The organism is Legionella birminghamensis (assembly GCF_900452515.1).
Taxonomy (GTDB): Bacteria; Pseudomonadota; Gammaproteobacteria; order Legionellales; family Legionellaceae; genus Legionella_C; species Legionella_C birminghamensis.
On record NZ_UGNW01000001.1, the window covers coordinates 1,422,769 to 1,445,134 of the forward strand.

Below are 22,366 nucleotides of genomic sequence, written 5' to 3' on the forward strand. Positions count from 1 at the left end.
CCTAAATAAATTTCCAGGCTCTGCGATTCGCTATGGGCGAACGAGTCCAATCGTGTTCTCTGACAAAAACTGGCTGTTTATACGCCTCATTAGGCAAATGCCTTATAACCCACAGGGTATAGAGGGAATATCCCGGGGCGGTACAATGGGCATGGGTCTGGTTGGCTGAAATTTGATAGGTATCGCGATGATGGATTCGGAGAGTATGCTCGCCATTTTCCGCCAGTGCAAAGCCTCTTGGTTCTGAAAAACGATAATGATAGATTTCAGGCTGAGGGTGATAATGAGATGGATAGCTCGACCAGCGTCCCTGAAAGCTGATAATTTCACCCACCACCAGATTAGATTGCGGGCGATTACGTTTATCAAATACGGTGCGAACGATACGATAAGCCGTATTTTCCAGCTGCTGCTGGCCTCGATGATCAGTTTCCAGCATATTGTCCTCAGTAAAAATTACAGGCTCAAATCGGTCGGAATTTTCTGTTTCCATAATCATCAATTCACAATCGCTAAGCGCATGCACAGACGCTTGCGTATTACTTGGGCAGTGAAGGACGGTTGGATTTTCAGCAAAATAATCGCAGCGCTCCGCCAGTACTTGCTGTTGGTTAAAATGAAAATTGACCCTTCCGGTCATCAACAAGGCTGCAAATTCAAATAATGGGTTAAATTGAAAAGACTCTCCCTTTCTCAAACGCAGTGAATGGAAGTTCATTTGCATTTGATAAGGATTGTCCGCCATTTCCACAATTGGATTAATCCCATCTTTAAATGGGCCAGCAGTAATTATTTGCGGCGTTTTTTTATGCAGCTGACCAAGCACCTCGCTTTTCCAGACTAAGGGATCTTTCGGATACTCATGAATAAAATATTGATGTTCTTCCCAATAGGGCATCGCTGGTGCACATCCATGGCGGGTAACCAGCAAAGCACCACTGGCATTTGCCCACTGCAGTGATGTGTCCCAGCATTCCCCTCTTAACAAACCTCTTAACAGACCTGCCATAAAGCCATCGCCGGCACCTAATACATTAAGAACTTCAACAGGGAAGGGCTTTGAGTCAAGAGGCAGGGGAGAATCTTTGAAGTAAACCCGGCATCCTTGCTGGCCTCTTTTTACAACAATCGGCGCGTGAGTCAATTGCTGTAGATTGGCGATAGCTGCCGGTAAACTATCCTTTCCTCCGGCCAGTAATACTTCTTCCTCGGTGCCAATAATCAGCGAACAGCCAGCCATAACCTGCTGGTAAATTTCAGTCACTTTTGCTGCCGGCAAATAACGGGTTTCACCATCGCCGACCGAGGTGAGATTCCACAAAACAGGACGGTAATCCAAATCCATAATGATTGCTGTGCCAGCTTTTTTTGCAAGTTCAAGGGTATGCTGGGTCGTTTCTAACATAGCGGGTGTGGATAAGCCGGTACCCGTAAAAAGAAGGGCTTTGGCGTTTTCCATGGCAGCTAAATCGATATGCTCCGGTTTAATCTGCATGTCAGCACAATTATTGCGATAGAACATTAGCGGAAAGTGATCGGGTGGATTAATACCCAGCAGGACCAGTCCGGTAAGATGGGAATCCGTCTCCTGAAGCAGCTCAGTATTTACCTTTTCTTTTAGCAGCGTTTGCTTGAGAAAAACACCCATTTCATCCCGGCCGACACAGGAAAACATCTGGCAGTTCAAGCCGAGTCTGGCAGCACCTACAGCAATATTGCCTGCACAGCCGCCGAGATATTTTTTAAAGCTGCCCACATCGGAAAGGGCTACGCCAATATCTTCCGCATACAAATCCACAGCGACCCGCCCCATACAAATCAGATCGATAGGGCGGTTTGTCTTAAAATTGATAAATGCTGACATGTTCACTCTCTAAAGAATTACAGTTTTACCGGCGCATTCAGTCTTAATGATTCTTTTGCTGCCTGAGCAATCCGCAATGCCTGAAGACCGTCATGAGCCGAAACCAAAGAAGAGGTTTCAGAAATCCAGCTTTGGTAAAAAGCAGTCATTTCAGCAACGAAGGCTTGCTGGTAGCGTTCAAGAAAAAAGTATTGAGGATTGGCGGAGTGGGTGCCGTTAATGGCATAACTCACCACATGATGGGCCGTCTGGTTCCCAGCAAAAAGCATCCCCTCGGCACCCAGCACTTCAATTCGCTGGTCATAGCCATAGACCGCCTGGCGGCTATTATTGATCATACCCAGTGCGCCGTTTGCAAAACGAAGTTGTATCGTTGCCGTATCCACATCATTAAAGGCTTCAAAGTCTGGATTAATAAGAATGGCTCCCGCTGCATATACCTCAACGACCTCTGAGTTTGCTAAAAAACGCGCCATGTCAAAATCATGGATAGTCATATCCATAAAAATGCCGCCTGAGCTTGCACAATATTCTTTGGAAGGGCAGGCAGGATCACGGGAGGTAATACAAATAAGCTGGGGCTGGCCAATCTCACCCGTTTTTATCCGGTGTTGTAAATTTGCAAAGCTGGGATCAAAGCGGCGGTTGAAGCCTACCTGAAGCAGGGTTTTATTATTATTTAATATTTCAATCGCCTTCAGGATATCTGCCTCGCATAAGCCTAAGGGTTTCTCACAGAAAATAGCTTTTCCTGCTTCACTCGCCTGAATAATCTGATTAATATGAAGATCCGAGGGGGAGGCAATTAATACAGCATCAATGTCTGGATTGAACAGGATATCTTCGCTGTTTCTGCTAACCATTGGAATTTGCAGGTCGCGTGCCCAGTGTGTATCCAGCTGAGGATCAGCAATTGCGGCCAAATGAAATTGCGGTAATTGCATTTGTAAATTCGCTGCATGTAATTTTCCAATACGGCCTGCGCCAATAATTCCCATTCGACATTTTTTATTCATTAGATTTCCCAGTTTAGTGCTAATTTATTTTTCTGTTTGCTCAAAGAGTCAGTATCTTTTCCAAGATTGCGGATTTTGTTCCCGCTCAACAGGTTTTCTTCAATTTTTTCCAGAGAAACACCGGTTGTTTCCGGGATAAAATAATAGCTAAAGAAAAAAGCAAGCAGACAGAAACCGCCATACATTGAAAAGGTCAAGCCTGGTCCTGTCTGAGTAAAGAATGTCATAAACGAAATGGAAACCAGAAAATTTGCCAGCCATTGAATAAGGGTGGCTATGCTCATTGCAAATCCGCGCACTGCCTGAGGAAATATTTCAGAAATTATTACCCAGAATAATGAGCCGACACTAATGCAGTACCCCATAACATAGAAGCAAAAAAACAGGAGGATGAGACTCGGCGGCATGCGATTGAAGAATAATGCAATTGCAAACAGGCTTAGGCTGGCAAGCATTGTTCCATTTAATAATAAAAATCGGCGCCCAAAACGATCTACGAACAGCAAAGTAAAGGCGGTGAACAGAAAATTAACTACCCCAATCATAAACGTGGCAAGAAGGGCGGTTTGAATTGATTGAAATCCTGCCTGCTGAAAAATCATCGGGCCGTAATACATCAGCACGTTAATGCCGGAAAATTGCTGAAAAATACCCAGCAGGATTCCTACTGTAAGCACGGAAAAAACAGGTTTGCTCAGCAGCAGCGATTTGGATCGTGCTAGAGCGGGGATATTCATCTTGATCTCCATGATCTCGCTGCGCAAATCTGCATCATGGGGTCTAATCACTTTCAAGGCGTCAATTGCTTTTTCCAATCCCTTTTTTCTGAATAGCCAGCGAGGCGAGTGTGGTACAAAAAGCATACCCACAAATAACAAAATTGCAGGTATGACCCCTGTCCATAAAATCAAACGCCAGCTTGCAGCGACACTATCAGTCAATAAATAACCAATCAGGTAGGCAATAGCCTGGCCAAAGGTCAGTGCCAGGCCATTTATCAGCACCAGCGTGCCTCTTTTCTGGGGCGGGGAAATTTCTGCAATAAACAATGGGGCGATATAGGAAGCGATTCCTATACAGACTCCGATAATAAATCGACCGGCTAACAGGGAATTAAGCGTATTTGCAAGTGCACAACAGGCGGTTCCTAAAATAAATCCCAGGGCTACGGTTTTGAGCAGGGTTTTTCTGCTAATTTGGTCAGCGAGATAGCCGCTAAGCGGAATGCCGACGATTGACCCAAGAAGGCTAAAGCTGACTACAAGCGACCACTCCCATGAACTTAGTGAAAGCTGGCGAATGATTTGCTCCTGAACATCAGCAATCACACTTGAATCAAAACCAAATAGAAAACCACCCAAGCCTGCGATCATTGCGACCAGTAACATGTATTTACTAATATTGCCATCCATTGCTATATCCTGTCTCGCTGTTGAGGTGCTTGATGTGGAAAGCCCTTCCTCCGGGAATTGGGTTCCGAGGCAAATGGTATCACTGTCTTTTGCAATAGAAAATCCTATTGCAATTTTTATTTAATTCACCGACTATAAATTTTTATTTTTTAATCACTTATCATGCTTCCGAAACCTAAAAAACGCTGGTATTGGCTCTTGCTGATTCCTAATCTGGCTGTTCTGCCCTTGCCCTGGTATAACCGCCTTAATCCGACCTTATTCGGAATGCCATTTTTTTATTGGTACCAATTGCTCTGGATTTTTCTGGGGGCGATAATCGTTGCAATCGTTTACTGGATGACTGAAGATTCTGATACAGAATCCACGGGGCACTGAATCGAGTCATTGGAATTGAATCGACTTCCCGGCACCATTCTTTATTTCGAATCCCCGCGGCGCAGACCATTGGAATGCCGCGGTGCAGACCATTCGAATCCCCGCGGCTCGACCGCGGGGCCCATGGCGGGCTCAAAAAAGAGCTCAGAAAAATACAGTTCGGGCGGAGTTACGATTGAATGATCTGCTTGGTAAATTGGTGTTCTGAGTATGATTCATTGGACCCCGCGGTCGAAGCCGCGGGGATTCGAATGGTCTGCGCTGCGAGGATTCGGTTAGCTCCGCCGCGGGGATTCGAATGGTCTGCGCCGCGAGGATTCGGTTAGCTCCGCCGCGGGGATTCGAATGGTCTGCGCGCGGGGATTCGGTTAGCTCCGCCGCGAGGATTCGAGTGGTGTCGACCGTGAGGATTCGAATGGTCTGCGCCGCGTGACCCTGTTATTTAATATTTATAATAACGTGTGGGATCTTAAGGAGAAGAGATTGTCTCTAACTATGCTTTTGATTTTTCTGGTCTTATTCTTCCTGGTCAGTGTGCTAGGATTTATGGCTGTTCATTGGCGAAAATCCGAAATGGACTCTTTACATGAGTGGGCTTTGGCCGGACGCAGCTTTGGTACAATCATTTCCTGGTTTTTAGTGGGTGGGGATTTATTCACAGCCTACACGTTTATTGCTGTCCCTGCATTTATGTATGGTGCAGGCGCAATTGGTTTTTTTGCAATACCCTATACGTTTATAGTTTATCCGCTTGGTTTCCTGATCCTTCCCAGGCTCTGGGCTATAGCTAGAAGGCATGGATTTATAACAGCAGCTGATTTTGTACGAGCCCGATACGACAGTCCCTTATTGTCATTGCTCGTAGCGCTAACCGGAATAATCGCTACAATGCCATATATTGCTTTGCAATTGGCAGGAATCCAAATCATTATTGCGGCCCTGGGTTTTCCAACTGCTGGCCTGGCAGGCGAAGCGCCGCTTATTATCGCCTTTATTATTTTGTCGGTTTATACTTATCGCAGCGGTGTCAGGGCGCCTGCATTAATTGCTATTGTTAAAGATGTCCTGATTTATATCACGCTCATAGCAGCCATTGTCATTATTCCGGCAAAGCTCGGAGGTTTTTCTGCGATTTTTGCCAAAGTGCCCGTTGATAAATTGCTTTTAAAAGCACCTGCTAATGGAAATATGAACCAGTTCAGCGCTTATCTTACCCTGGCTTTTGGTTCTGCTCTTGCGCTGCTTTTATATCCACACAGCGTTAATGTCATTCTTAGTGCTAAAAGTAAAAAAGCAATCCGAAAGAATATGATTTTTCTAGGATTTTTCTCGGTCTTACTAGGAATATGCGCGCTTCTTGGCTATATCGCCCTGGCTGCTGGTGTAGAAACAAATCCTCGATTTACTCCTTATTTCCAATTATATAAAGCGAATTTTGCTGTGCCAGCACTTTATCTCAGCAGTTTTCCAGACTGGTTTCTCGGTATCGCTTTCGCGGCTTTTGCAATTGGTGGTCTGGTGCCCGCTGCAATCATGTCTATTTCTGCAGCTAATTTGTGCACGCGAAACATTTATAAAGAATACATTAATCCATTAGCCTCGCACCAGGAAGAAGCAAAGCTGGCGAAGATTATTTCCTTATTGATTAAAGCAGGAGCCCTGGCATTTATTTTATTTTTGCCGCTGGATTATATTATTCAGCTCCAGTTACTGGGAGGTATCTGGATTATCCAGACCTTTCCCTCTGTTATTGTTAGCTTGTATACGCGGTGGTTTGATCATCGTGCACTGATTTTAGGGTGGCTTGCTGGAATAATTACTGGAACCTGGGGAGTTATTTCATTGCATTTTAAATCCTCAATCTTTCCGCTGGCAATCGGGGATTATATAATTCCTGGATACTTATCCTGCTATGCTTTAATTCTTAATTTTTTAATTGCTGCTTCAGGAACCTTGGTGGCGAAAATAATGCAAGTCAGATCCTCTCATGACTTGACAATTTCATGCAGTGAATAAGCAAAAAAAGACTTATTTTGCCTATACTTAATATATAGAATTGCTGTTTTTGGAGTGTGTTATGGACATTACAATTTTCCTGGCGAAAGTGATTGGCTGGTATTTGGTAATAACCAGTTTGTATGTTTTTTTCCGCCGTAAAACACTGGTTCCATTGATCAATACAATGGTTGCTGATTCGCCCTTAATGATGTTTATGGCCGTTTTAACATTAATTTTAGGTTTGTTGCTGGTTATAAGCCACAACGTTTGGGTTCTTGCCTGGCCTGTCGTAATCACTGTTGTTGGCTGGCTTGTTTTATTGAGCGCCTTACTTCGGTTGTTCTTTCCCGAACAGGCCGTCAGAATGGCTCACTGGTGGTCAGCACATGCGAATGGGATGTTAGTGATGGCCCTGGTTTATTTATTGATAGGCTTGTTTTTGTTATATAAAGGGTATTATTACCTGTTCATCATCTGACCACTATTGCGAGCCTGGGCGAAGCAATCAGATCGAGGCCTGGATAATGTCCGGGACAATTGCTTCACTTTGTTCGCAGAGACGGTGCCTGTTCGCGAGCCAAAGGCGAAGCAATCGAGATCGAAACTACATACAACGTTTATTTGCGTACTTGCTACAGACATGTGCAAAATAATATTTCAGGTTAGACACAAATAAATCGCCTTCCTTTTCCATCATAAATATTCGCTCTGGCTGTAATTCCACATAATTGGAGGAGCGAAGAATTCCAGGATAGATATTACTGGCATAGGGGTTAATCCATTTATCGAGGAAGGGCAGGACAACGGAAGGATCATTAGAGTAAAAACGGTTGTAAATATCCGCCAGGAGGTCATTTTTCAGTGCATAATTGCTTTTGAAAAAATAGTTTCCGCGATCCTGATGATACAGGGTATAAGTTGTTTTTCGCGTACTGTTTTTATAACCGGCATTGACATTCATGGATATAATAACGCCTTTGGCACTTTCAATGTCAAGGCGGGTACCCAGTAAGTCCGAGCCATTATATTCAGCCAAATAATTGTTCAAATAATCAATGGCATTGTCAGAAAGCGGATCGAAATAGGCGTTAATAAGGAAAGAGGTTGCCAGATGCGTTTGTGGATCATAGCTGCAGGAGATATAAATATTATATGTAAACTTATCAGCGGTTATCCTGGACACGAAAGCCTTATCAATCGCTCCATTGACTTGATCGCAGCTGATGTTTTGATCGCTTACACTACCACTAATTCGAATGATTTGTGTGGGATAGTCAATACTTCTCTGGAGATTCTTTTGGTAGTCCGTTGCTTTATCCTCTGTGGAGTATTGCCGGACAACCGTGTTTTTATCCACGGAAGGGGTGACGGCTATGATGCTTTGACTGTTAAGATCTGTATCGGCAGAAGCCGATAAAGGGGACAGCAGCAGAGCCGCATAAAATAATCTGAACTTCATAACAACCTCCTAGTTGAGAGTTAAATCCTTTTAACGCCAATGAAGCATGTATGAATTTTCAGTATACCCGAGATGCTTGTTGAATCAACCAATAAAAAATTGTCCGAAAGCATATAATTAATATTTTGTTAATGTTAATTGGTTACACTTGCAAACTATGAACTATATCTCCAAGGCTGGAAATTTCGAGGTCTTGCAATGCGCCAAATTGTTATCCAAAACTTAATTATCGAGCGGTTTAACGCTGCCGGGTCAACCAATACTCTGTCAAAGGGGACAGCCAAGGCTTTTGCCCACTACATATCGGGTCTGGGTGTATCTGATGAAACCATTAGCAATCTGATAATTCCCCGTCTGGTAACTCATATTGCAGGACTGAAAACTGCAGTCAATAAATTCGAATACAAACCTTTTATCAATACTCTTATCGCGGATGCTCATATTGTTGTTGCCCAGGCGCCGCAAAGAGCCAGAAAAGATGTTAGCCTTGCCCAGCGGCGAATAGATAGTTTGAGCCGTATTCTGGCAGTACAAGACTCGATTAGCCCTTGCTCTGCGGTTTTACTACACGAAGGTAAATTTGTTATCAGCTCTAATTTTCCTCGTATAGAGGGTGCCAATGAAGAAGAGATGGTGGAAAACTTCCATAAAATGATGAGCGATCGGGTTGGGATCTTGCAACAATTTATCCGCACAATTGAAGCGAATCATTCAGAGGTTCATATTCAACCTGCCAAAGATTTTCAATCCGACAAGAGTGAGTCTGATGAATATGAAATTGTTTTTAATATGAAGGCTCATGCGCTCGCGGCACTTACTGCGCGCCAGTTAGGGGGTGAGCAAGTGGGTGGACACGGAAATGTTCTTCCCGAACATAAAAGCAAGTATGTGAGTCCCCGGGAACATTTGCAAAATGCATTGCTGAAAGTGGCATCGGCTTATTTATTGGCTAAGTATTACGATACATACGCCGGGTTTACAAAAGAACAGGCCAATGCATTAATGTCACCCAATTTTGTGCTGCTCGTTAGATCAAAAGAATTGGGAAAGGGAAACTGGCATGCAGAACAATTGCAGGCGGATTACCTGCTTGAAAATCATTTGCTGAAAGGCCAGCCCATTCATATTGGAATTTCCAAACTCTGCTGTCAGGCTTGTGATACGGTCCTGTCACATTATAAAGATATTCAGTATCGCGGCACTCACGGGGTAAACTTCCCTGGAGTCTACGATATGGTGAATGAAGACGTTCATCGAGGAGTCGTGACTAAAATGAGCACTCATCTCTGCGCCAGTGATAGCGATAGCGAGGTTGATTTGAGTTCTTCGAACCACTCCCTGACCAGTTCTGTAGAGCTAAGTGTATCCAGTGATTCATTAATGATCGAGCCAGTAAAACCGCTTAGTCTTAAGCGCTCAGTTGAATCACTCAATGAAAGCGGATATTGCTTTTTTTCTGTAAAAAGGTGCTCAGCATACCAGTCTAAGCGTTTAACCGTTTCTCAAGATGACGTCTCCACCACTGCGCCAATATCGGCGTAAAAAAGGGCTTGCTGGATAAAAAATGCTATTTACTGTAAAATAATTAAATAATATGCGAATAAGGAGTTCTTTGGTGCCTCGTAAATCTCGATCACCATTAGTAGAGACGTTTGAAGTTGGCGAGAGCAGAGTCAATGACCTGCCTGCCAATAAAGAGAGAAGCTCACCGTCCTCTATTCGTGAGGCTCTTGAGCTGGCTAAATCGCAACGTGATCTATGGTCAGAAGATGAGTTAATGCGTCAGTGTAGTTTCGTGGTTATTTCCAGTGCCACAGAAATGAAAACACTGATTAATAAATGGCAGTGCTTCTTTTTTCACCAAGAGAAGCTGCCAAATCTGGATGAAGTTAGGGATATGCTGACCAGTGAAATTGAAGTATTTCTGAGTTTGCATTCCTATGCTCAGGAAGCCAGCCAGCTAGGTTCTTACAAAGTCGGGGGTTTAAAGCCTATTCAGTTGCTTTTTAAGGGGGTAAAGGACTGGTTAGATTATTTGCAGTCCTCTTGGAATACGGGATCCAGGCCTTACTCCAATCCACTCCGGCCTAAGGTTGAAGCATATTTAATTTTTTGTCTGAGTTTTTCAGATCAGGTTTATCAGATTTTAAACCCTGCTGTGCATAATTCGAAGCAGCCAGAGCCAATACTCTTAGATTTACTGTTAAGACTGATGGAATTAGCAAATGCTGCTTATACGTTTGCTAGGAGTAAAAATGCTGACCTTAATACAGAAGTAATTAGATTGTCTAACTCCTTTGAGATAGTCAATCCGCAGGATGCTGATAAGCTCATAGAAAATTTCTTGAGAAATATCAATGAAGCCAGCGGACCTTATTATGTGCCTAGAGTAAAGTAGTCGGCCCATTCTAAAATTCTATTCTTCTGTTTCTTTTATTCGTTCGAAAGACGGTTTAGACGCCATTGCCATCGTGAAGCAGTCCAGATCGAGGCGCCATTTGTGATAAAAAATGATTTGTAGGCTGCCTCCTGCTATTGTAAACTTCAGGAATTGAAGTAGCAATGAAAGGATTCAAGACAGTATGTCGGTCAAACACAAACCCTGTAATCTCATCTTATTTGGTACTCACGGCGATTTGGCACGCCGAAAACTCTTACCCGCCCTCTATCAGCTGGAAAGCTCGGGGATGCTGCATCCTGAAACCTTGATTCATGGAGTGGCTCGCGAAAATTTTGATCAGGAGTCGTATGGTAATTTTGTTGCTTCCAACCTTAAAAAATTTCTGACCACCCCTTTTAACAGTGCAATATGGGATCGCCTGGCTTCGCGCCTTCGTTATTCCCAGCTGGACTTGTCGCAGGTTGATGATTACCAGAAATTAAAACCGCAAACGGATAACTATATTCCAATCGGTTATTTTGCAACGCCTCCTTCTTTATTTGGTCAGATTGCACAGGGGATGGCTAAAAATGGTCTGGCTGATCCACCTGCCCGCATTGTTCTCGAGAAACCCATTGGCCAGGATCTGGCTTCGGCCATTGTGATTAACGATCAGGTTTCCTGCTATTTTGCAGAAAACCAGATTTATCGTATTGATCATTATCTGGGTAAAGAAACCGTTTTAAACTTACTGGCATTACGTTTTGCCAATTCCCTTTTTGCAAACAACTGGGATCACCAATCTATCGATCATGTGCAGATCACTATTGCTGAAGAAGTGGGAGTGGAGGGGCGCTGGAGTTATTATGACGATGCGGGCCAAATGCGCGATATGTTGCAAAATCATTTACTGCAGGTGTTATCCCTGATTGCCATGGAGCCGCCGATTAGCCTGGATGCAGACAGCATACGCGATGAAAAATTAAGGGTGTTAAAGGCCTTGCGTTCAATTAATCATGCCAATGTGCAAGCCTCCACTGTGCGGGGGCAATACACGGGTGGATTTGTTAATGGAAAGGCAGTGCCTGGTTATCTTGAGGAAGATGGGGCGCGTTCGGAAAGCAAAACTGAAACCTTTGTCGCGATGAAAGTTAATATTGACAACTGGCGCTGGGCCGGTGTTCCTTTCTATTTGCGTACGGGCAAGAGAATGCCTAAAAAACACAGTGAGGTTGCAGTTTATTTTAAAGCGCCGCAGCATAATATTTTTCAGAAAACCTATAAACAGCTTGCCCCTAACAAACTAATCATACGCCTGCAGCCTGATGAAGGCGTGGAAATTCAGATCATGAATAAAATTCCGGGGCTGGGTGAAACAATGCAGCTACAGGAAAGTAAACTGGATTTAAGTTTTGATAAAACATTCAATAAACAACGAATTGCTGATGCTTATGAGCGCTTACTGCTGGAAGTAATGCTGGGTAATCAATATCTGTTCGTGCGCCGTGATGAAGTGGAGCAGGCCTGGAGCTGGATTGATGGTATTCTGAAGGCCTGGCAGGAAAGCTCAGAATCACCACGCCCATATCAGGCTGGAACCTGGGGGCCTGCACTGGCAACCAGCTTATTAGCCCGAGATGCACACAGTTGGGATGAATAATGGACTTACATCGTTTTGATAACCGGGAAATACTTAACCAGGAATTTGCCCAAAAACTAGTGCAGGTGCTTGAAGAGGCGATTGAGGCAAGGGGTGCGGCCTATCTGGCGGTTTCGGGAGGTAAAACGCCGGCTGAATTGTATGAGGTCATGGGGTATAAAGATTTAAACTGGAAAGCAGTGACCATTATCCTGATTGATGAACGCTGGGATGCTGAGGACAAAAAGGACAGTAATGCCTGGATGCTCAGAAGCTGCCTCCTGAAAAATAAAGCCGCCGCCGCCCGCTTTATTAGCCTGCATACGAATAATCCCAGCATTGAAGAGGCTGTAGAGGAAGCGGAAAAACAACTTGCTGCTATTCCAATGTTTGACGCTGTTTTATTAGGAATGGGGGAAGATGGCCATACGGCTTCCTTGTTCCCAGGCAGTAGAGAACTTGAGTATGCTTTATCCAATGCCGCAAAAGACGTTATTGCATTAACACCGGTACATGCCCCATTTCAGCGGATTACCCTAACAAAACCACGGCTGTTAAGAACCAGAAAGTTGTTTTTGCATCTGGTTGGCGATAGTAAACTGGCTGTTTTTCAACGGGCCTTGACTGATACTGATCCTTTAACAATGCCCATTCGTGCCTTTCTTAATCATCCTGCAACCCGATTGCAGGTCATGTTTGCCCCGTCCTGAGGTTTTTATGCATTTGCTTATCAAAGAAGTAACGGAAAAAATCAACGAGCGCAGTTTCCATTTGCGTGAGAAATACCTGCGGCAGCTGGAAGCAGCAAGGGGACAGGGACCTCATCGAAACCGCCTTCACTGCGGTAATCTGGCGCATGGATTTGCAGCTTGTATTCAGCATGAAAAACAAATCTTAAGAGAAATGAAGCGGCCTGATATAGGCATTATTTCTGCTTATAATGACATGCTCTCTGCGCATCAGCCCTACGAGCATTATCCTCGCCTGATCAAAAAAGCCGTTGCTGAGGCGGGGGGGATCGCCCAGTTTGCAGGCGGTGTTCCGGCAATGTGTGATGGCATAACCCAGGGCCAGCCAGGGATGGAGTTAAGTCTGTTAAGCCGCGATGTTATTGCAATGGCCGCGTCTATCGGCCTATCGCATAATATGTTTGACGGCGGTTTGCTTCTTGGTATTTGTGACAAAATAGTTCCAGGTTTGTTAATTGCTGCATTGTCATTTGGCCATTTACCTTTTATTTTAATTCCGGCAGGGCCAATGCCTTCAGGGATTTCCAACAAGGAAAAGACAAAAATTCGTCAGCTTTATGCGGAAAATAAAGTGGATAAGGAGAAACTGCTGGATGCTGAGGCTGCTTCATATCATTCCCCGGGAACCTGCACTTTTTTCGGAACAGCGAATTCCAATCAATTATTAGTTGAGCTTATGGGACTGCAATTACCCGGCTCCTCTTTTGTAAATCCTAACACTCCATTGCGAGAGGCGCTAACCAGGGCAGCTGCTGAGAAAATAATCGGATTAACCGATTTGGCGGGCGATTATTTGCCCATTGGCAAAATTATTGAGACTAAATCGCTGGTTAATGCCATTGTCGGCCTATTGGCAACCGGAGGTTCCACAAATCATACCATGCATCTAATTGCGATAGCCCGTGCGGCGGGATTGATCCTAAACTGGGATGATTTTGCGCAACTGTCGAAAATTACTCCATTGCTTGCCCGGATTTATCCCAATGGCGAGGCAGACATAAACCAGTTCCAACAAGCTGGAGGAATGGCTTTTCTGATAAAAACACTGCTTGAGAATGAGCTTCTGTATGAGGATGTGCATACCATCGCAGGCTTTGGTCTTCTGCGTTACACTGAAAGACCCGTTTTAGACAATGGGGGGTTAAGCTGGATAGATGCTGAATCGCACTCCGCTGACCTGGACGTTTTGCGTCCTGTAGGGAAGGCCTTCCAGGCTCAAGGCGGATTGCAGGTCTTATCAGGCAATCTGGGGCGGGCTATTTTTAAAACGTCTGCCGTGGCCCAGGAAAATCAGGTGGTGGAAGCGCCTGCACAGGTATTTTCCAGCCAGGAAGCATTTGAGGCAGCCTTCCAGGCCGGCGAGCTGGATAAAGACTGCATTATCGTGGTACGTTTCCAGGGACCCAAAGCCTGTGGCATGCCAGAGTTGCACAAATTGACTCCAGCTCTGGGTGTTTTACAGGATAAAGGGTTCCACGTTGCATTACTGACTGACGGGCGGATGTCAGGTGCCTCTGGAAAAGTACCTGCCGCAATTCACATGACTCCAGAGGCAATGGATGGCGGACTTATCTCAAAAATTCAGAATGGCGATATGATTCTTATCGATGGAAAAAGAGGCATTGTTGAATTGCTGGTATCTGCTGATGTGTTAAACACGCGTGAAGCCGCTGCCTTTACATCAGAGAATGTCAGCGGTATGGGTAGAGAGTTGTTTATTCACTTGAGGACTAATTTTTCAAGTGCAGAGGAAGGGGCCTGCAGCCTTTTTCCCAAGGAGCCGCTGTAAAATGCCCAGAGTATCAGAAAACTACGCTATTGTTGCCGATATTGGTGGTACGAATGCGCGATTTTGCCGGGTTGAACTCAATAGCCTGACAATTGATCAGATTAAAATTTTATCTTGTGCCGATTATCGCGGAATAGAAGATGCCTGGATACATTATCTGGAAACATCGAGTGTAAAAGTTGTCTCTCAGGCAGCTATTGCTATTGCTTGTCCTGTTAATAACGAAATCATTCGCATGACCAACTCCCACTGGCAGTTTTCAAGAGAGTTAATAAAGCAGAAACTCGACCTTAAACAGCTGTATATACTGAATGACTTTACTGCTACCGCGATGTGTTTGCCTGTATTAGCAGCAGAACATCGATTGCAGATTGGTAATGGCTTGGCTGAGTCCGGGCAGAATAAGTTAGTACTTGGGGCTGGAACCGGATTGGGTGTTGCGCAGCTTATTTCCTCTGCCCATGGATTTATGCCCTTGGCAGGGGAGGGAGGGCACGCCGATTGGGCCGTACAAACTGAGCAGGAATGGTTTATTCATCAATATTTATCACGCAAGTATGGGCATGTTTCTTCCGAGCGTATTTTATCCGGTACTGGATTAGAGGATATCTATACTGCACTGGCGGCATATCATGGGAAACGGGAACAGTCATTATCGGCTGCTGAAATTGCCCAAATGGCCCTCAGCAATTCTTGCAGTCTTGCCTCTGCTGTTGTAAAACAGTTTTTTGCAAGTCTGGGAGGTTTTGCAGGCAATCTGGCCTTAACGACCAATGCTTTTGGCGGTGTGTATCTGGCTGGAGGGATTGTCCCTAAGCTCCTGCCGCTACTGGTTGAGAGCGAGTTTCGCGAGCGTTTCGAAGATAAAGGGCGTTTCAGAGAGTTTAATCAAAAAATTGCAACATTCGTTATTACTGCAGAACAACCTGGATTGCTGGGAGCCGCTGCGTACTTAAAACAAAGGATGGTTGAGGATGGATTCTTTTAAATGGGAATTGTCAGCGGCGGAGGTTTTTTCGGCCAGTGCATTAATTCCGGTGATTGTAATTAATGAGCTGCATAGTGCTTTGCCGCTGGCGGAGGCTTTATGGGCGGGTGGCATACGCATCATGGAGATAACGCTTCGCAGCGATGCAGCACTTGAAGCAATTCACTTGCTAAGCAGGGAAATGCAGTCAATGCTAATTGGCGCCGGTACGGTGCTAAATGCTTCACAACTGGAGCAGGCAGAAGCTGCTGGTGCGGCTTTTGCGCTTAGTCCGGGAAGCACACCCGATTTGCTCGCGGCTGGTGCAGCCTCTTCAATTCCCCTCATTCCTGGCGTATCGAATGTCTCGGATATTATGCTGGCTATGGATGCAGGGTACAGTCATTTTAAATTTTTCCCCGCTGCGGCAATTGGCGGAACCGCTGCATTGAAATCTATTTACGGGCCTTTACCAGGCGCTGTTTTTTGCCCCACAGGGGGGATTAATGAAACGAACTGTCTGGACTATCTGGCATTGCCTAATGTACAGTGTGTTGGAGGTTCCTGGATTGTGCCTGAAAAAGCAGTTCACGAAAGAGACTGGCCGCTTATTACAGCGTTGAGTAAGAAGGCCTGCGCAATAATTAAAATGTAGGTTGGGCAATAAAGTCCAACAGGGAAAGAATGATCATAATTAAGGATAGGAAATGGCATTATTAGTTGCAATTATTGGATCATTAGCAGGTTTTTTATTTGGTTACGATGAAGGGATCATTGCCGGCTCTCTGGCATTGGTAAAAGAGCATTTTGCCCTTAGCCATACCGATGTTGGGATAATGACCTCGGCCTTGCCTTTTGGTGCACTACTTGGTTCGATGCTGATAGGTATTCTGCTGGTATCCCGACTGGTAAAATATTTTGGCAGGAGAACGGCATTGTCGGCTGCGGGACTGCTGTTTTTTCTTGGTGCCCTTGGCGCTTCACTTGCTGCCGAAGAGTGGGTGTTGATTGTTTCGCGTTTTATTCTGGGTGTTGCCATAGGTACTGCCGCAGTGATTACACCCCTGTACCTGGCAGAAACTGCACCAGAAAAATGGCGGGGTGCAATGGTGGCTATTTATCAGCTGGCCATTACCATCGGAATTGTTTGTGCCTATTCCATTAATTATTTATTAATAGAGCAAAATGCCTGGCGTGCGATGTTTGCCTCAAGTGCTATTCCAGCAGCTCTCCTGACAATTTTTATTTTGTTTTTGCCGGAATCTCCGCGCTGGCTATATAGTGTGGGCAGAAAAAAAGAAGCAGCGAATGCATTGCAGCGTCTTAGAAAAGAAAGCAGCAGCCATGAGTTGCAGCATATTGAGTTGACTTTGAGCCGGGAGCCGCATAAACAGGGCTGGAAGCAATTGTTCAGCCGTTCAATGCTGCCGGTTTTATCGCTGGGCATGATGTTGTTCTGCCTGCAGCAATTAAGCGGTATTAATGTCATCATCTATTATGCGCCCGAAATTTTTAAGAATCTCGGGTTTAATAATGCAACTGGGCAAATTCTTGCTACGATGGGAATTGGTCTGGTAAATATGCTGGTGACTATTGGCGCCATATTCTGGGTGGATAAATTAGGAAGGCGAAAACTACTGTTAATCGGTTTTTCTGGTGCCTTTATTAGTCTTTTCGCTTTAAGTTTGTTTTCTTTTTATCAGACCTCCCTGATTGCATCGCTCTCCATAATCTGTCTTACGGTTTATATTTTCTCCTTTGCAATCAGTATTGGCCCAATCCCTCACATTTCTATGTCCGAAATTTTCCCACTGCATGTACGAGGGGCAGGGATGGGTTTGTCCTCCATAAGCAATTGGGGTTTTAATACCCTGGTCGTGTTTAGTTTCCCACTTTTACAAGCGGGCATTGGTATTGAATATACATTCGCCCTCTATGGTGCAATTTGTTTCTTTGGATTAATTTATACCTATTATTTTATGCCTGAAACTAAAAATATGAGTCTTGAAACGATTGAGGATTATTTGATGAGCGGCAAGCCACTGAAAGAGTTGGGACGCTCGGATGCTGGTTCTGAGGTGTTTGGGGATGGATTAGCTCGAGGCTAATAAAAAAGCCGACATCGGTGGTATCAAGGCTACATAATTCTAATGTAGCCTTGATACAGTGTTTAGTTGTCCAAAGCCTCTCTTGCCTGTATTGCCCTTAATACGGCAACATAGCTCCAGGTGAGAGAATAAGCACCTTGCTGCGCGCCTGTCACCAGGTTAATTTGTTCACTCATCAACATATCGGGTGCATAGTCCTTAACAAGGCGTAAATAAGCGTCACCTGTCTGAATATAATGCTCTACGATATCCCTGTTATGCTTATGAGCCAACTCTTCCTGGGCAAGTGTATAATAATATTCTGCTATGGTCGCTGTAAGAATAAACCAGGGATTCCCTTGGCCGTTATTTACATAACCATCATAAGTGTCTCCGGGATATCGACCGAATAAAAGCGCATTTTCATATTGTTCGTTAATAGGGTACAGCGATTTAAACTGCTCTCTAAGTGCTTTAACAGTGTGTTTAACAGAAGCCGCCCGAGGCGAAAATACATCGTCATGGGTATTGCCCAACAGCACTCCCAATATAACTGCGCTATCCAGCTCGGATGTTTTTTGTGGGCCGTCATGAGGAGGCAAGGTCGCCTGAATAATGTTGTTTTGACAGTCTATGTGTTTATAGAGGCGTTTCTCAATCAATCGGGCCTGTTCAGAGTAATACTGGGCGGCGAGCGGATCATCAAGCTGTCTTGCAAAGACAGATCCTTCAAGCAACGCTTTTCTTTGTACCATTGCGGTGAAGAAATGATCGCCCAACACCTCCTCCCAAAGATCAAAATTTTTATCCTGCCAATGATGGGCGGTATATTCCAGATCCATTTTAATTGTACCCATATCATCAGGATTTAAGCCCTGAGAATAGAGATGCTCCCGTACATAAGCGCTTTCGCCATCAACTAATAGGCTATTTGCAAATCGAATCAGTGTCATTGCACGTATTGCAGGGCCATCATTTTGAGGACGACCCCAGGGGCCTGTATAGGGTTGGGCTGCTAACGGGCTGTCAGGCATATAGAATTTAGGTTCGCCCAAAATATCCTGGCCGGGTAAGGGATCATTCTGGTGCTGGAGTCGTTCGACCCAACTGACGTAACTCAATAAACGTTGTTTGCTAGCTTGATCCCGCGACTGCTCATACCAGGATGCTATCAGGTTCATTGAAATTGCAGAATCACGCGCCCAGTCGTAGTAGTAATTGGGATTACTGCGCGAAGGAGAGGCCATAATTGCACCTTCCTGTGTGATATTCGCAGCGAAATTATTCTTAAGCGCATTGATTTCGTCTGGGGTGAAAACCGAGGCCACTGCATTGCTGACAAATGTTATAAACCCTACGATCAATAAAATCCTTTTCATAAATTTCCTCTAGTGATGCCAAGATAAAAACCCTGACATATTACAGGAAACCCGCGACAGTGGCTATAAGCTTAACGGGAAGACCAGATAAATCGCCTATGGTCACTCAGCGAAGCTCAATCGAAGATAATTCTGGATTGCTTCACGTTGTTCGCAAAGACGCCTGTGCTTGACATTGTTATCAAGCACATGATTCTCAGGGGCAAATGGCAATGATTTCGGCTAATGCAATCGTCTCTACCACCTGCGGTTGGGATTGAACAACAATGTTATTCACAGTGCTGTTGATTGTGGTACTTTCAACAACTGATGTGGTAAGAGTAATCGTTTCCGAGGCAATCTGAGTATTTCCTTCGGTTACGGATGCACTGCTGCTATCTGTAGTCCCCGCAGAATTGGTGTTGGATTGGGTGGTATCATTATAGTTCCAGGGAATCGGGCCTGGTGTAAAATTTCCGCTGCTATTGAAAGAACCACTCGAAAATTGCTGTCCTGGCCCTACAAGCTGGTTGCCTCCCTGTACTAATCCCTGTTTTACATTCAGGTAAGTATTGCTTGGTGTCGCTATAGCCTGAAGTTGTGTACCTAAAATTGCGAGTGCTACTACCGGTGTTTTAATACTTCCTTTTTTCTTTTTGCTGGAAGTGTATTCGATGGCGCCTTTGTCCAGTTTTGTCTTGAATTCTACATTCTGCTTACTGGAATAGGAGACAATCTGGTAGCTGGTATTCTCTTGTATGCTAACCAGTGAGCCGTCCGTATATTTTATCTGGGCCTGTGCACCGGGACCGGTAACGATAGTATCTCCGGTAAACACCTGGGAGCCTCGACTTAGAGCACGTTCCTTGCTTCCCTGCTGTGCAATCACCTTATTCGATGCAACAAGAACAAGCGCGGCAGGCTCAGCAAAGGCCTTCCCGATAGAGAAAATAATAATAAGCAGCAGTATTTTTTTCACATTCATCCCTATTATTTTATTTATGTATATGAATATAAGCCCCATCCCAGTTTGCAGGAGGAGGATTATTTATAAACCCGTTTATGCGTTCCAGATACATACGGTAAATATATCGCTCTGGGAAACGGGAAATAAGTTGTTCAAATGCCATTTTTGAGTTTAACCAATCCTGTTTATAATAACTTTGCAAAGCTTGTTCATAATCCTGAATCTCATCAACAGTTTCTTGTGGAATATCAGCATAATACCCCTGGGGCTCGTAAATTGTCACTGCTTTATGAGAGCCTTTCACGATCACTTTATCGACCGGCAGCCAAAGGATGTCTTCCTGGTTTCGGCGGGTCATTTCAGGGACAAGAATATCAACATGATAAAATTTCGTTAAATCCTGTAGACGTGAAGCCAAATTAACCGTTTCACCAATAACGGTATAAGACAGGCGAAACTTCGATCCCATATCGCCGACATTCATGATACCGGTACTAAGTCCCATTCCAATCTTAACCTCTGGCAAATTAAGCTGGTTTAGCTGAAGGTTGATTTCAGGCAGTTTGGCTTTAATGGCTAAAGCTGCTTTGACTGCATGCTGGCAATGTTCATCATCATGCAATGGAGCTCCCCAGAAGGCCATTACCATATCCCCTACATATTTATCGATAGTTCCCTGATTATCGAAGATAATATTCGTGATGGGCGTAAAAAAACTGTTTAACAAACGTTTGAGCTCAGTCGCATCCAGTGATTCGCTCAAGGTTGTAAATCCGCGGATGTCAGCAAAGAAAACAGTCATTTCCCGTGATTCACCTTCAAGATGTGCTTGTTCGGGATGATCCGTAATCTCCTTCATGTACGAAGGAGGAATATACTGGCCAAATAACTGTTTAATTCTATTCTTGTGGCGGCGTTCCTGAATAAAAGAATAAATAAAATTAGCCAGTGCCTGAAGCGTAATTAAGGACAGGAGAAAACCCGGCGCGACATAAATACTTTTATAATTAAAGACCAGGTAACTGACAAATAAAATCAGGCTAATGAAAATAATAAATAATAGCGGGAGAAGAATGGGGCCTAAAAATGGAAATAACAGAGCCAACAGAATCCCCACTGTCAGGATAATCCCTACTCCTTTATTGGTATGCCAATCAAACTGGCTGCTTATCTGTTTCTCGAGAATACCTGTAATAATATTGGCGTTCATTTCAACGCCTGGGAAGTTTTGTGACAGAGGTGCCTGATGCAGATCCCCCAGCAAAACCATTGTCGAACCCAATAGCGCAATGGTTCCTGATAGCTCCTGGGCAGATACTTTGTTTTGTATTATATCAGTGGCTGAATAAGTGGGAATTGTTCCAGGGTTCCCCCAAAAGGGAATCAGCAACTGCCCCTTGGAGTTGGTGGGAATAAATATACCACCGACATTCAGGCCATACAGTTCTTCTTTCCCCTGAACTGTATGAGTCAGTAAATCAATGCTGTCAGTTAATAGAAAGCGCATGACCGTAGAGAGGGCAAGACTGGCGTAAAGACGGTTATTGTAAGTGGCCAGTAGTAGGCCATGGCGGACTGAACCATCCAGGTCGGGAACATTGCTAACGAATCCGGCATGATGAGCCGCTTCAAGAAATAAAGGCAGGATTCCATTGTAGCCTGAAAAATGAAAAAGATTGAGCTTCATGATATCCGCTGGATTGGTTTTGCTGAGGGACAATGGGGCAGGCAGGGCAGGTTTCTTTACCTCCGAATCATCATGAAAGAGAAAGCCAAGTATAACCTCGTTCTCTGATAATACCTTTGCAAACGCCTTATCGTTATCCACTAATGGAATGGCCTTTGACAGTAAAGGGATTAATTCGCGGGACAAAGGTTGATTATTCAGTTGTTGCAGCTTGTGCTCCAGTCCCTGTGCAAAATTAATTTCCGCCTCTGATAAAACAATATCAAATGCCATTACAACAACCCCGGCCTTTTTTAAATTGTCGAGAAGGGTAACGAATTTATCTCTTGGCCAGGGCCATCTTCCCTCGATCTGGGTAGACTTGTCATCTATATCAATAATAACGACGCGATGTGGCAGACTTTTATTGCCGACGGTCAAATGCAAGATCTGATCATAAATAAAGCTGTTGCTGCGGATAATAAACTGATCTAGATAGGGGAATACTTTTTTTTGCAACGCAAAAACAAAAGCCAGTAATAGGAAACCGATGCCAAACTGTATCCATTTTTTCTTCAAATGTTTTAACAAGAGAGAAAAACTCCATTTTTATTTTTTTAATGCCTGAGCTTGCCTC

At 44.4% G+C, this 22,366-nt stretch carries 18 protein-coding genes; 11 read left to right on the forward strand and 7 right to left on the reverse strand.

The annotated features are described in order from the left end of the window. Position 1: 1 nt before the first annotated feature. Genes iolC through DYH42_RS05990 form a run of 3 tightly spaced genes read right to left on the reverse strand, consistent with a single transcriptional unit; the run spans position 2 to position 4,292 of the window. Positions 2-1,864, reverse strand: a complete 1,863-nt coding sequence (iolC, locus tag DYH42_RS05980) for a 5-dehydro-2-deoxygluconokinase (protein ID WP_058524449.1) — start codon at positions 1,862-1,864, stop codon at positions 2-4. 17 nt (positions 1,865-1,881) lie between these two features. Beyond that, positions 1,882-2,880: an inositol 2-dehydrogenase gene (gene iolG / locus DYH42_RS05985; protein ID WP_058524450.1), complete on the reverse strand. Its 999-nt coding sequence runs from the start codon at positions 2,878-2,880 to the stop codon at positions 1,882-1,884. Continuing rightward, positions 2,880-4,292, reverse strand: a complete 1,413-nt coding sequence (locus tag DYH42_RS05990) for a sugar porter family MFS transporter (protein ID WP_058524451.1) — start codon at positions 4,290-4,292, stop codon at positions 2,880-2,882. Before DYH42_RS05990 ends, iolG begins: the two co-directional genes overlap by 1 nt. A 162-nt stretch (positions 4,293-4,454) precedes the next feature. On the opposite strand from DYH42_RS05990, the gene DYH42_RS05995 reads away from it, so the two are divergent. The 3 genes from DYH42_RS05995 to DYH42_RS06005 all read left to right on the forward strand — a co-directional run bounded on the left by DYH42_RS05995 (position 4,455) and on the right by DYH42_RS06005 (position 7,146). Then, positions 4,455-4,670 (forward strand): DUF3311 domain-containing protein, encoded by a 216-nt coding sequence (locus DYH42_RS05995; RefSeq protein WP_058524452.1) that lies wholly within the window; start codon positions 4,455-4,457, stop codon positions 4,668-4,670. 483 nt (positions 4,671-5,153) lie between these two features. Then, positions 5,154-6,686, forward strand: coding sequence for a monocarboxylate uptake permease MctP (gene mctP / locus DYH42_RS06000; RefSeq protein ID WP_058524453.1), 1,533 nt, complete (start codon positions 5,154-5,156; stop codon positions 6,684-6,686). Positions 6,687-6,747: 61 nt separating this feature from the next. Then, positions 6,748-7,146, forward strand: a complete 399-nt coding sequence (locus tag DYH42_RS06005) for a hypothetical protein (RefSeq protein WP_058524454.1) — start codon at positions 6,748-6,750, stop codon at positions 7,144-7,146. A 126-nt stretch (positions 7,147-7,272) separates the two neighbouring features. Here DYH42_RS06005 and DYH42_RS06010 read toward each other — a convergent pair whose 3' ends face one another. Further along, entirely contained in the window at positions 7,273-8,127 is an 855-nt protein-coding gene (locus tag DYH42_RS06010; protein WP_058524455.1) for an Lpg0189 family type II secretion system effector, read from the reverse strand. 198 nt (positions 8,128-8,325) lie between these two features. Between DYH42_RS06010 and DYH42_RS06015 the strand changes: the two genes are divergently transcribed. The 8 genes from DYH42_RS06015 (at position 8,326) to DYH42_RS06050 (ending at position 17,759) form a co-directional block, all read left to right on the forward strand. Beyond that, a complete protein-coding gene (locus DYH42_RS06015) occupies positions 8,326-9,669 on the forward strand; it encodes a nucleic acid/nucleotide deaminase domain-containing protein (RefSeq protein WP_058524456.1) in 1,344 nt (447 codons plus the stop codon). 73 nt (positions 9,670-9,742) lie between these two features. Beyond that, positions 9,743-10,525, forward strand: coding sequence for a hypothetical protein (locus DYH42_RS06020; RefSeq protein WP_058524457.1), 783 nt, complete (start codon positions 9,743-9,745; stop codon positions 10,523-10,525). Positions 10,526-10,709: 184 nt separating this feature from the next. Continuing rightward, entirely contained in the window at positions 10,710-12,167 is a 1,458-nt protein-coding gene (zwf, locus tag DYH42_RS06025) for a glucose-6-phosphate dehydrogenase (RefSeq protein ID WP_058524458.1), read from the forward strand. Then, positions 12,167-12,856: a 6-phosphogluconolactonase gene (gene pgl / locus DYH42_RS06030; protein WP_058524459.1), complete on the forward strand. Its 690-nt coding sequence runs from the start codon at positions 12,167-12,169 to the stop codon at positions 12,854-12,856. The genes zwf and pgl overlap by 1 nt, the downstream gene beginning before the upstream one ends. Positions 12,857-12,863: 7 nt before the next feature. Then, entirely contained in the window at positions 12,864-14,684 is a 1,821-nt protein-coding gene (gene edd / locus DYH42_RS06035; protein WP_058524460.1) for a phosphogluconate dehydratase, read from the forward strand. A 1-nt stretch (position 14,685) separates the two neighbouring features. Next, positions 14,686-15,672: a glucokinase gene (gene glk, locus DYH42_RS06040; RefSeq protein ID WP_058524461.1), complete on the forward strand. Its 987-nt coding sequence runs from the start codon at positions 14,686-14,688 to the stop codon at positions 15,670-15,672. Continuing rightward, entirely contained in the window at positions 15,659-16,306 is a 648-nt protein-coding gene (gene eda, locus DYH42_RS06045) for a bifunctional 4-hydroxy-2-oxoglutarate aldolase/2-dehydro-3-deoxy-phosphogluconate aldolase (RefSeq protein ID WP_058524462.1), read from the forward strand. The genes glk and eda overlap by 14 nt, the downstream gene beginning before the upstream one ends. 52 nt (positions 16,307-16,358) lie before the next feature. After that, a complete protein-coding gene (locus DYH42_RS06050; protein WP_058524463.1) occupies positions 16,359-17,759 on the forward strand; it encodes a sugar porter family MFS transporter in 1,401 nt (466 codons plus the stop codon). A 62-nt stretch (positions 17,760-17,821) separates the two neighbouring features. Here DYH42_RS06050 and DYH42_RS06055 read toward each other — a convergent pair whose 3' ends face one another. The 3 genes from DYH42_RS06055 to DYH42_RS06065 all read right to left on the reverse strand — a co-directional run bounded on the left by DYH42_RS06055 (position 17,822) and on the right by DYH42_RS06065 (position 22,320). Then, entirely contained in the window at positions 17,822-19,117 is a 1,296-nt protein-coding gene (locus DYH42_RS06055; RefSeq protein WP_058524464.1) for a glycoside hydrolase family 15 protein, read from the reverse strand. A gap of 196 nt (positions 19,118-19,313) precedes the next feature. Further along, on the reverse strand, positions 19,314-20,075 hold the full coding sequence (locus DYH42_RS06060) for a FecR domain-containing protein (protein ID WP_162263109.1): 762 nt from the start codon (positions 20,073-20,075) through the stop codon (positions 19,314-19,316). A gap of 16 nt (positions 20,076-20,091) precedes the next feature. After that, positions 20,092-22,320 carry a CHASE2 domain-containing protein gene (locus DYH42_RS06065; protein ID WP_058524466.1) on the reverse strand — a complete coding sequence of 743 codons (2,229 nt, stop codon included), beginning with the start codon at positions 22,318-22,320 and terminating at the stop codon, positions 20,092-20,094. Positions 22,321-22,366: the final 46 nt, after the last annotated feature.

Bases quoted from the DNA above. Each gene is read 5' to 3' on its own strand.
- iolC (WP_058524449.1), bottom strand. From the start codon at position 1,864: ATGTCAGCATTTATCAATTTTAAGACAAACCGCCCTATCGATCTGATT.
- iolG (WP_058524450.1), bottom strand. From the start codon at position 2,880: ATGAATAAAAAATGTCGAATGGGAATTATTGGCGCAGGCCGTATTGGA.
- DYH42_RS05990 (WP_058524451.1), bottom strand. From the start codon at position 4,292: ATGGATGGCAATATTAGTAAATACATGTTACTGGTCGCAATGATCGCA.
- DYH42_RS05995 (WP_058524452.1), top strand. From the start codon at position 4,455: ATGCTTCCGAAACCTAAAAAACGCTGGTATTGGCTCTTGCTGATTCCT.
- DYH42_RS06005 (WP_058524454.1), top strand. From the start codon at position 6,748: ATGGACATTACAATTTTCCTGGCGAAAGTGATTGGCTGGTATTTGGTA.
- DYH42_RS06010 (WP_058524455.1), bottom strand. From the start codon at position 8,127: ATGAAGTTCAGATTATTTTATGCGGCTCTGCTGCTGTCCCCTTTATCG.
- DYH42_RS06015 (WP_058524456.1), top strand. From the start codon at position 8,326: ATGCGCCAAATTGTTATCCAAAACTTAATTATCGAGCGGTTTAACGCT.
- zwf (WP_058524458.1), top strand. From the start codon at position 10,710: ATGTCGGTCAAACACAAACCCTGTAATCTCATCTTATTTGGTACTCAC.
- pgl (WP_058524459.1), top strand. From the start codon at position 12,167: ATGGACTTACATCGTTTTGATAACCGGGAAATACTTAACCAGGAATTT.
- edd (WP_058524460.1), top strand. From the start codon at position 12,864: ATGCATTTGCTTATCAAAGAAGTAACGGAAAAAATCAACGAGCGCAGT.
- glk (WP_058524461.1), top strand. From the start codon at position 14,686: ATGCCCAGAGTATCAGAAAACTACGCTATTGTTGCCGATATTGGTGGT.
- eda (WP_058524462.1), top strand. From the start codon at position 15,659: ATGGATTCTTTTAAATGGGAATTGTCAGCGGCGGAGGTTTTTTCGGCC.
- DYH42_RS06050 (WP_058524463.1), top strand. From the start codon at position 16,359: ATGGCATTATTAGTTGCAATTATTGGATCATTAGCAGGTTTTTTATTT.
- DYH42_RS06055 (WP_058524464.1), bottom strand. From the start codon at position 19,117: ATGAAAAGGATTTTATTGATCGTAGGGTTTATAACATTTGTCAGCAAT.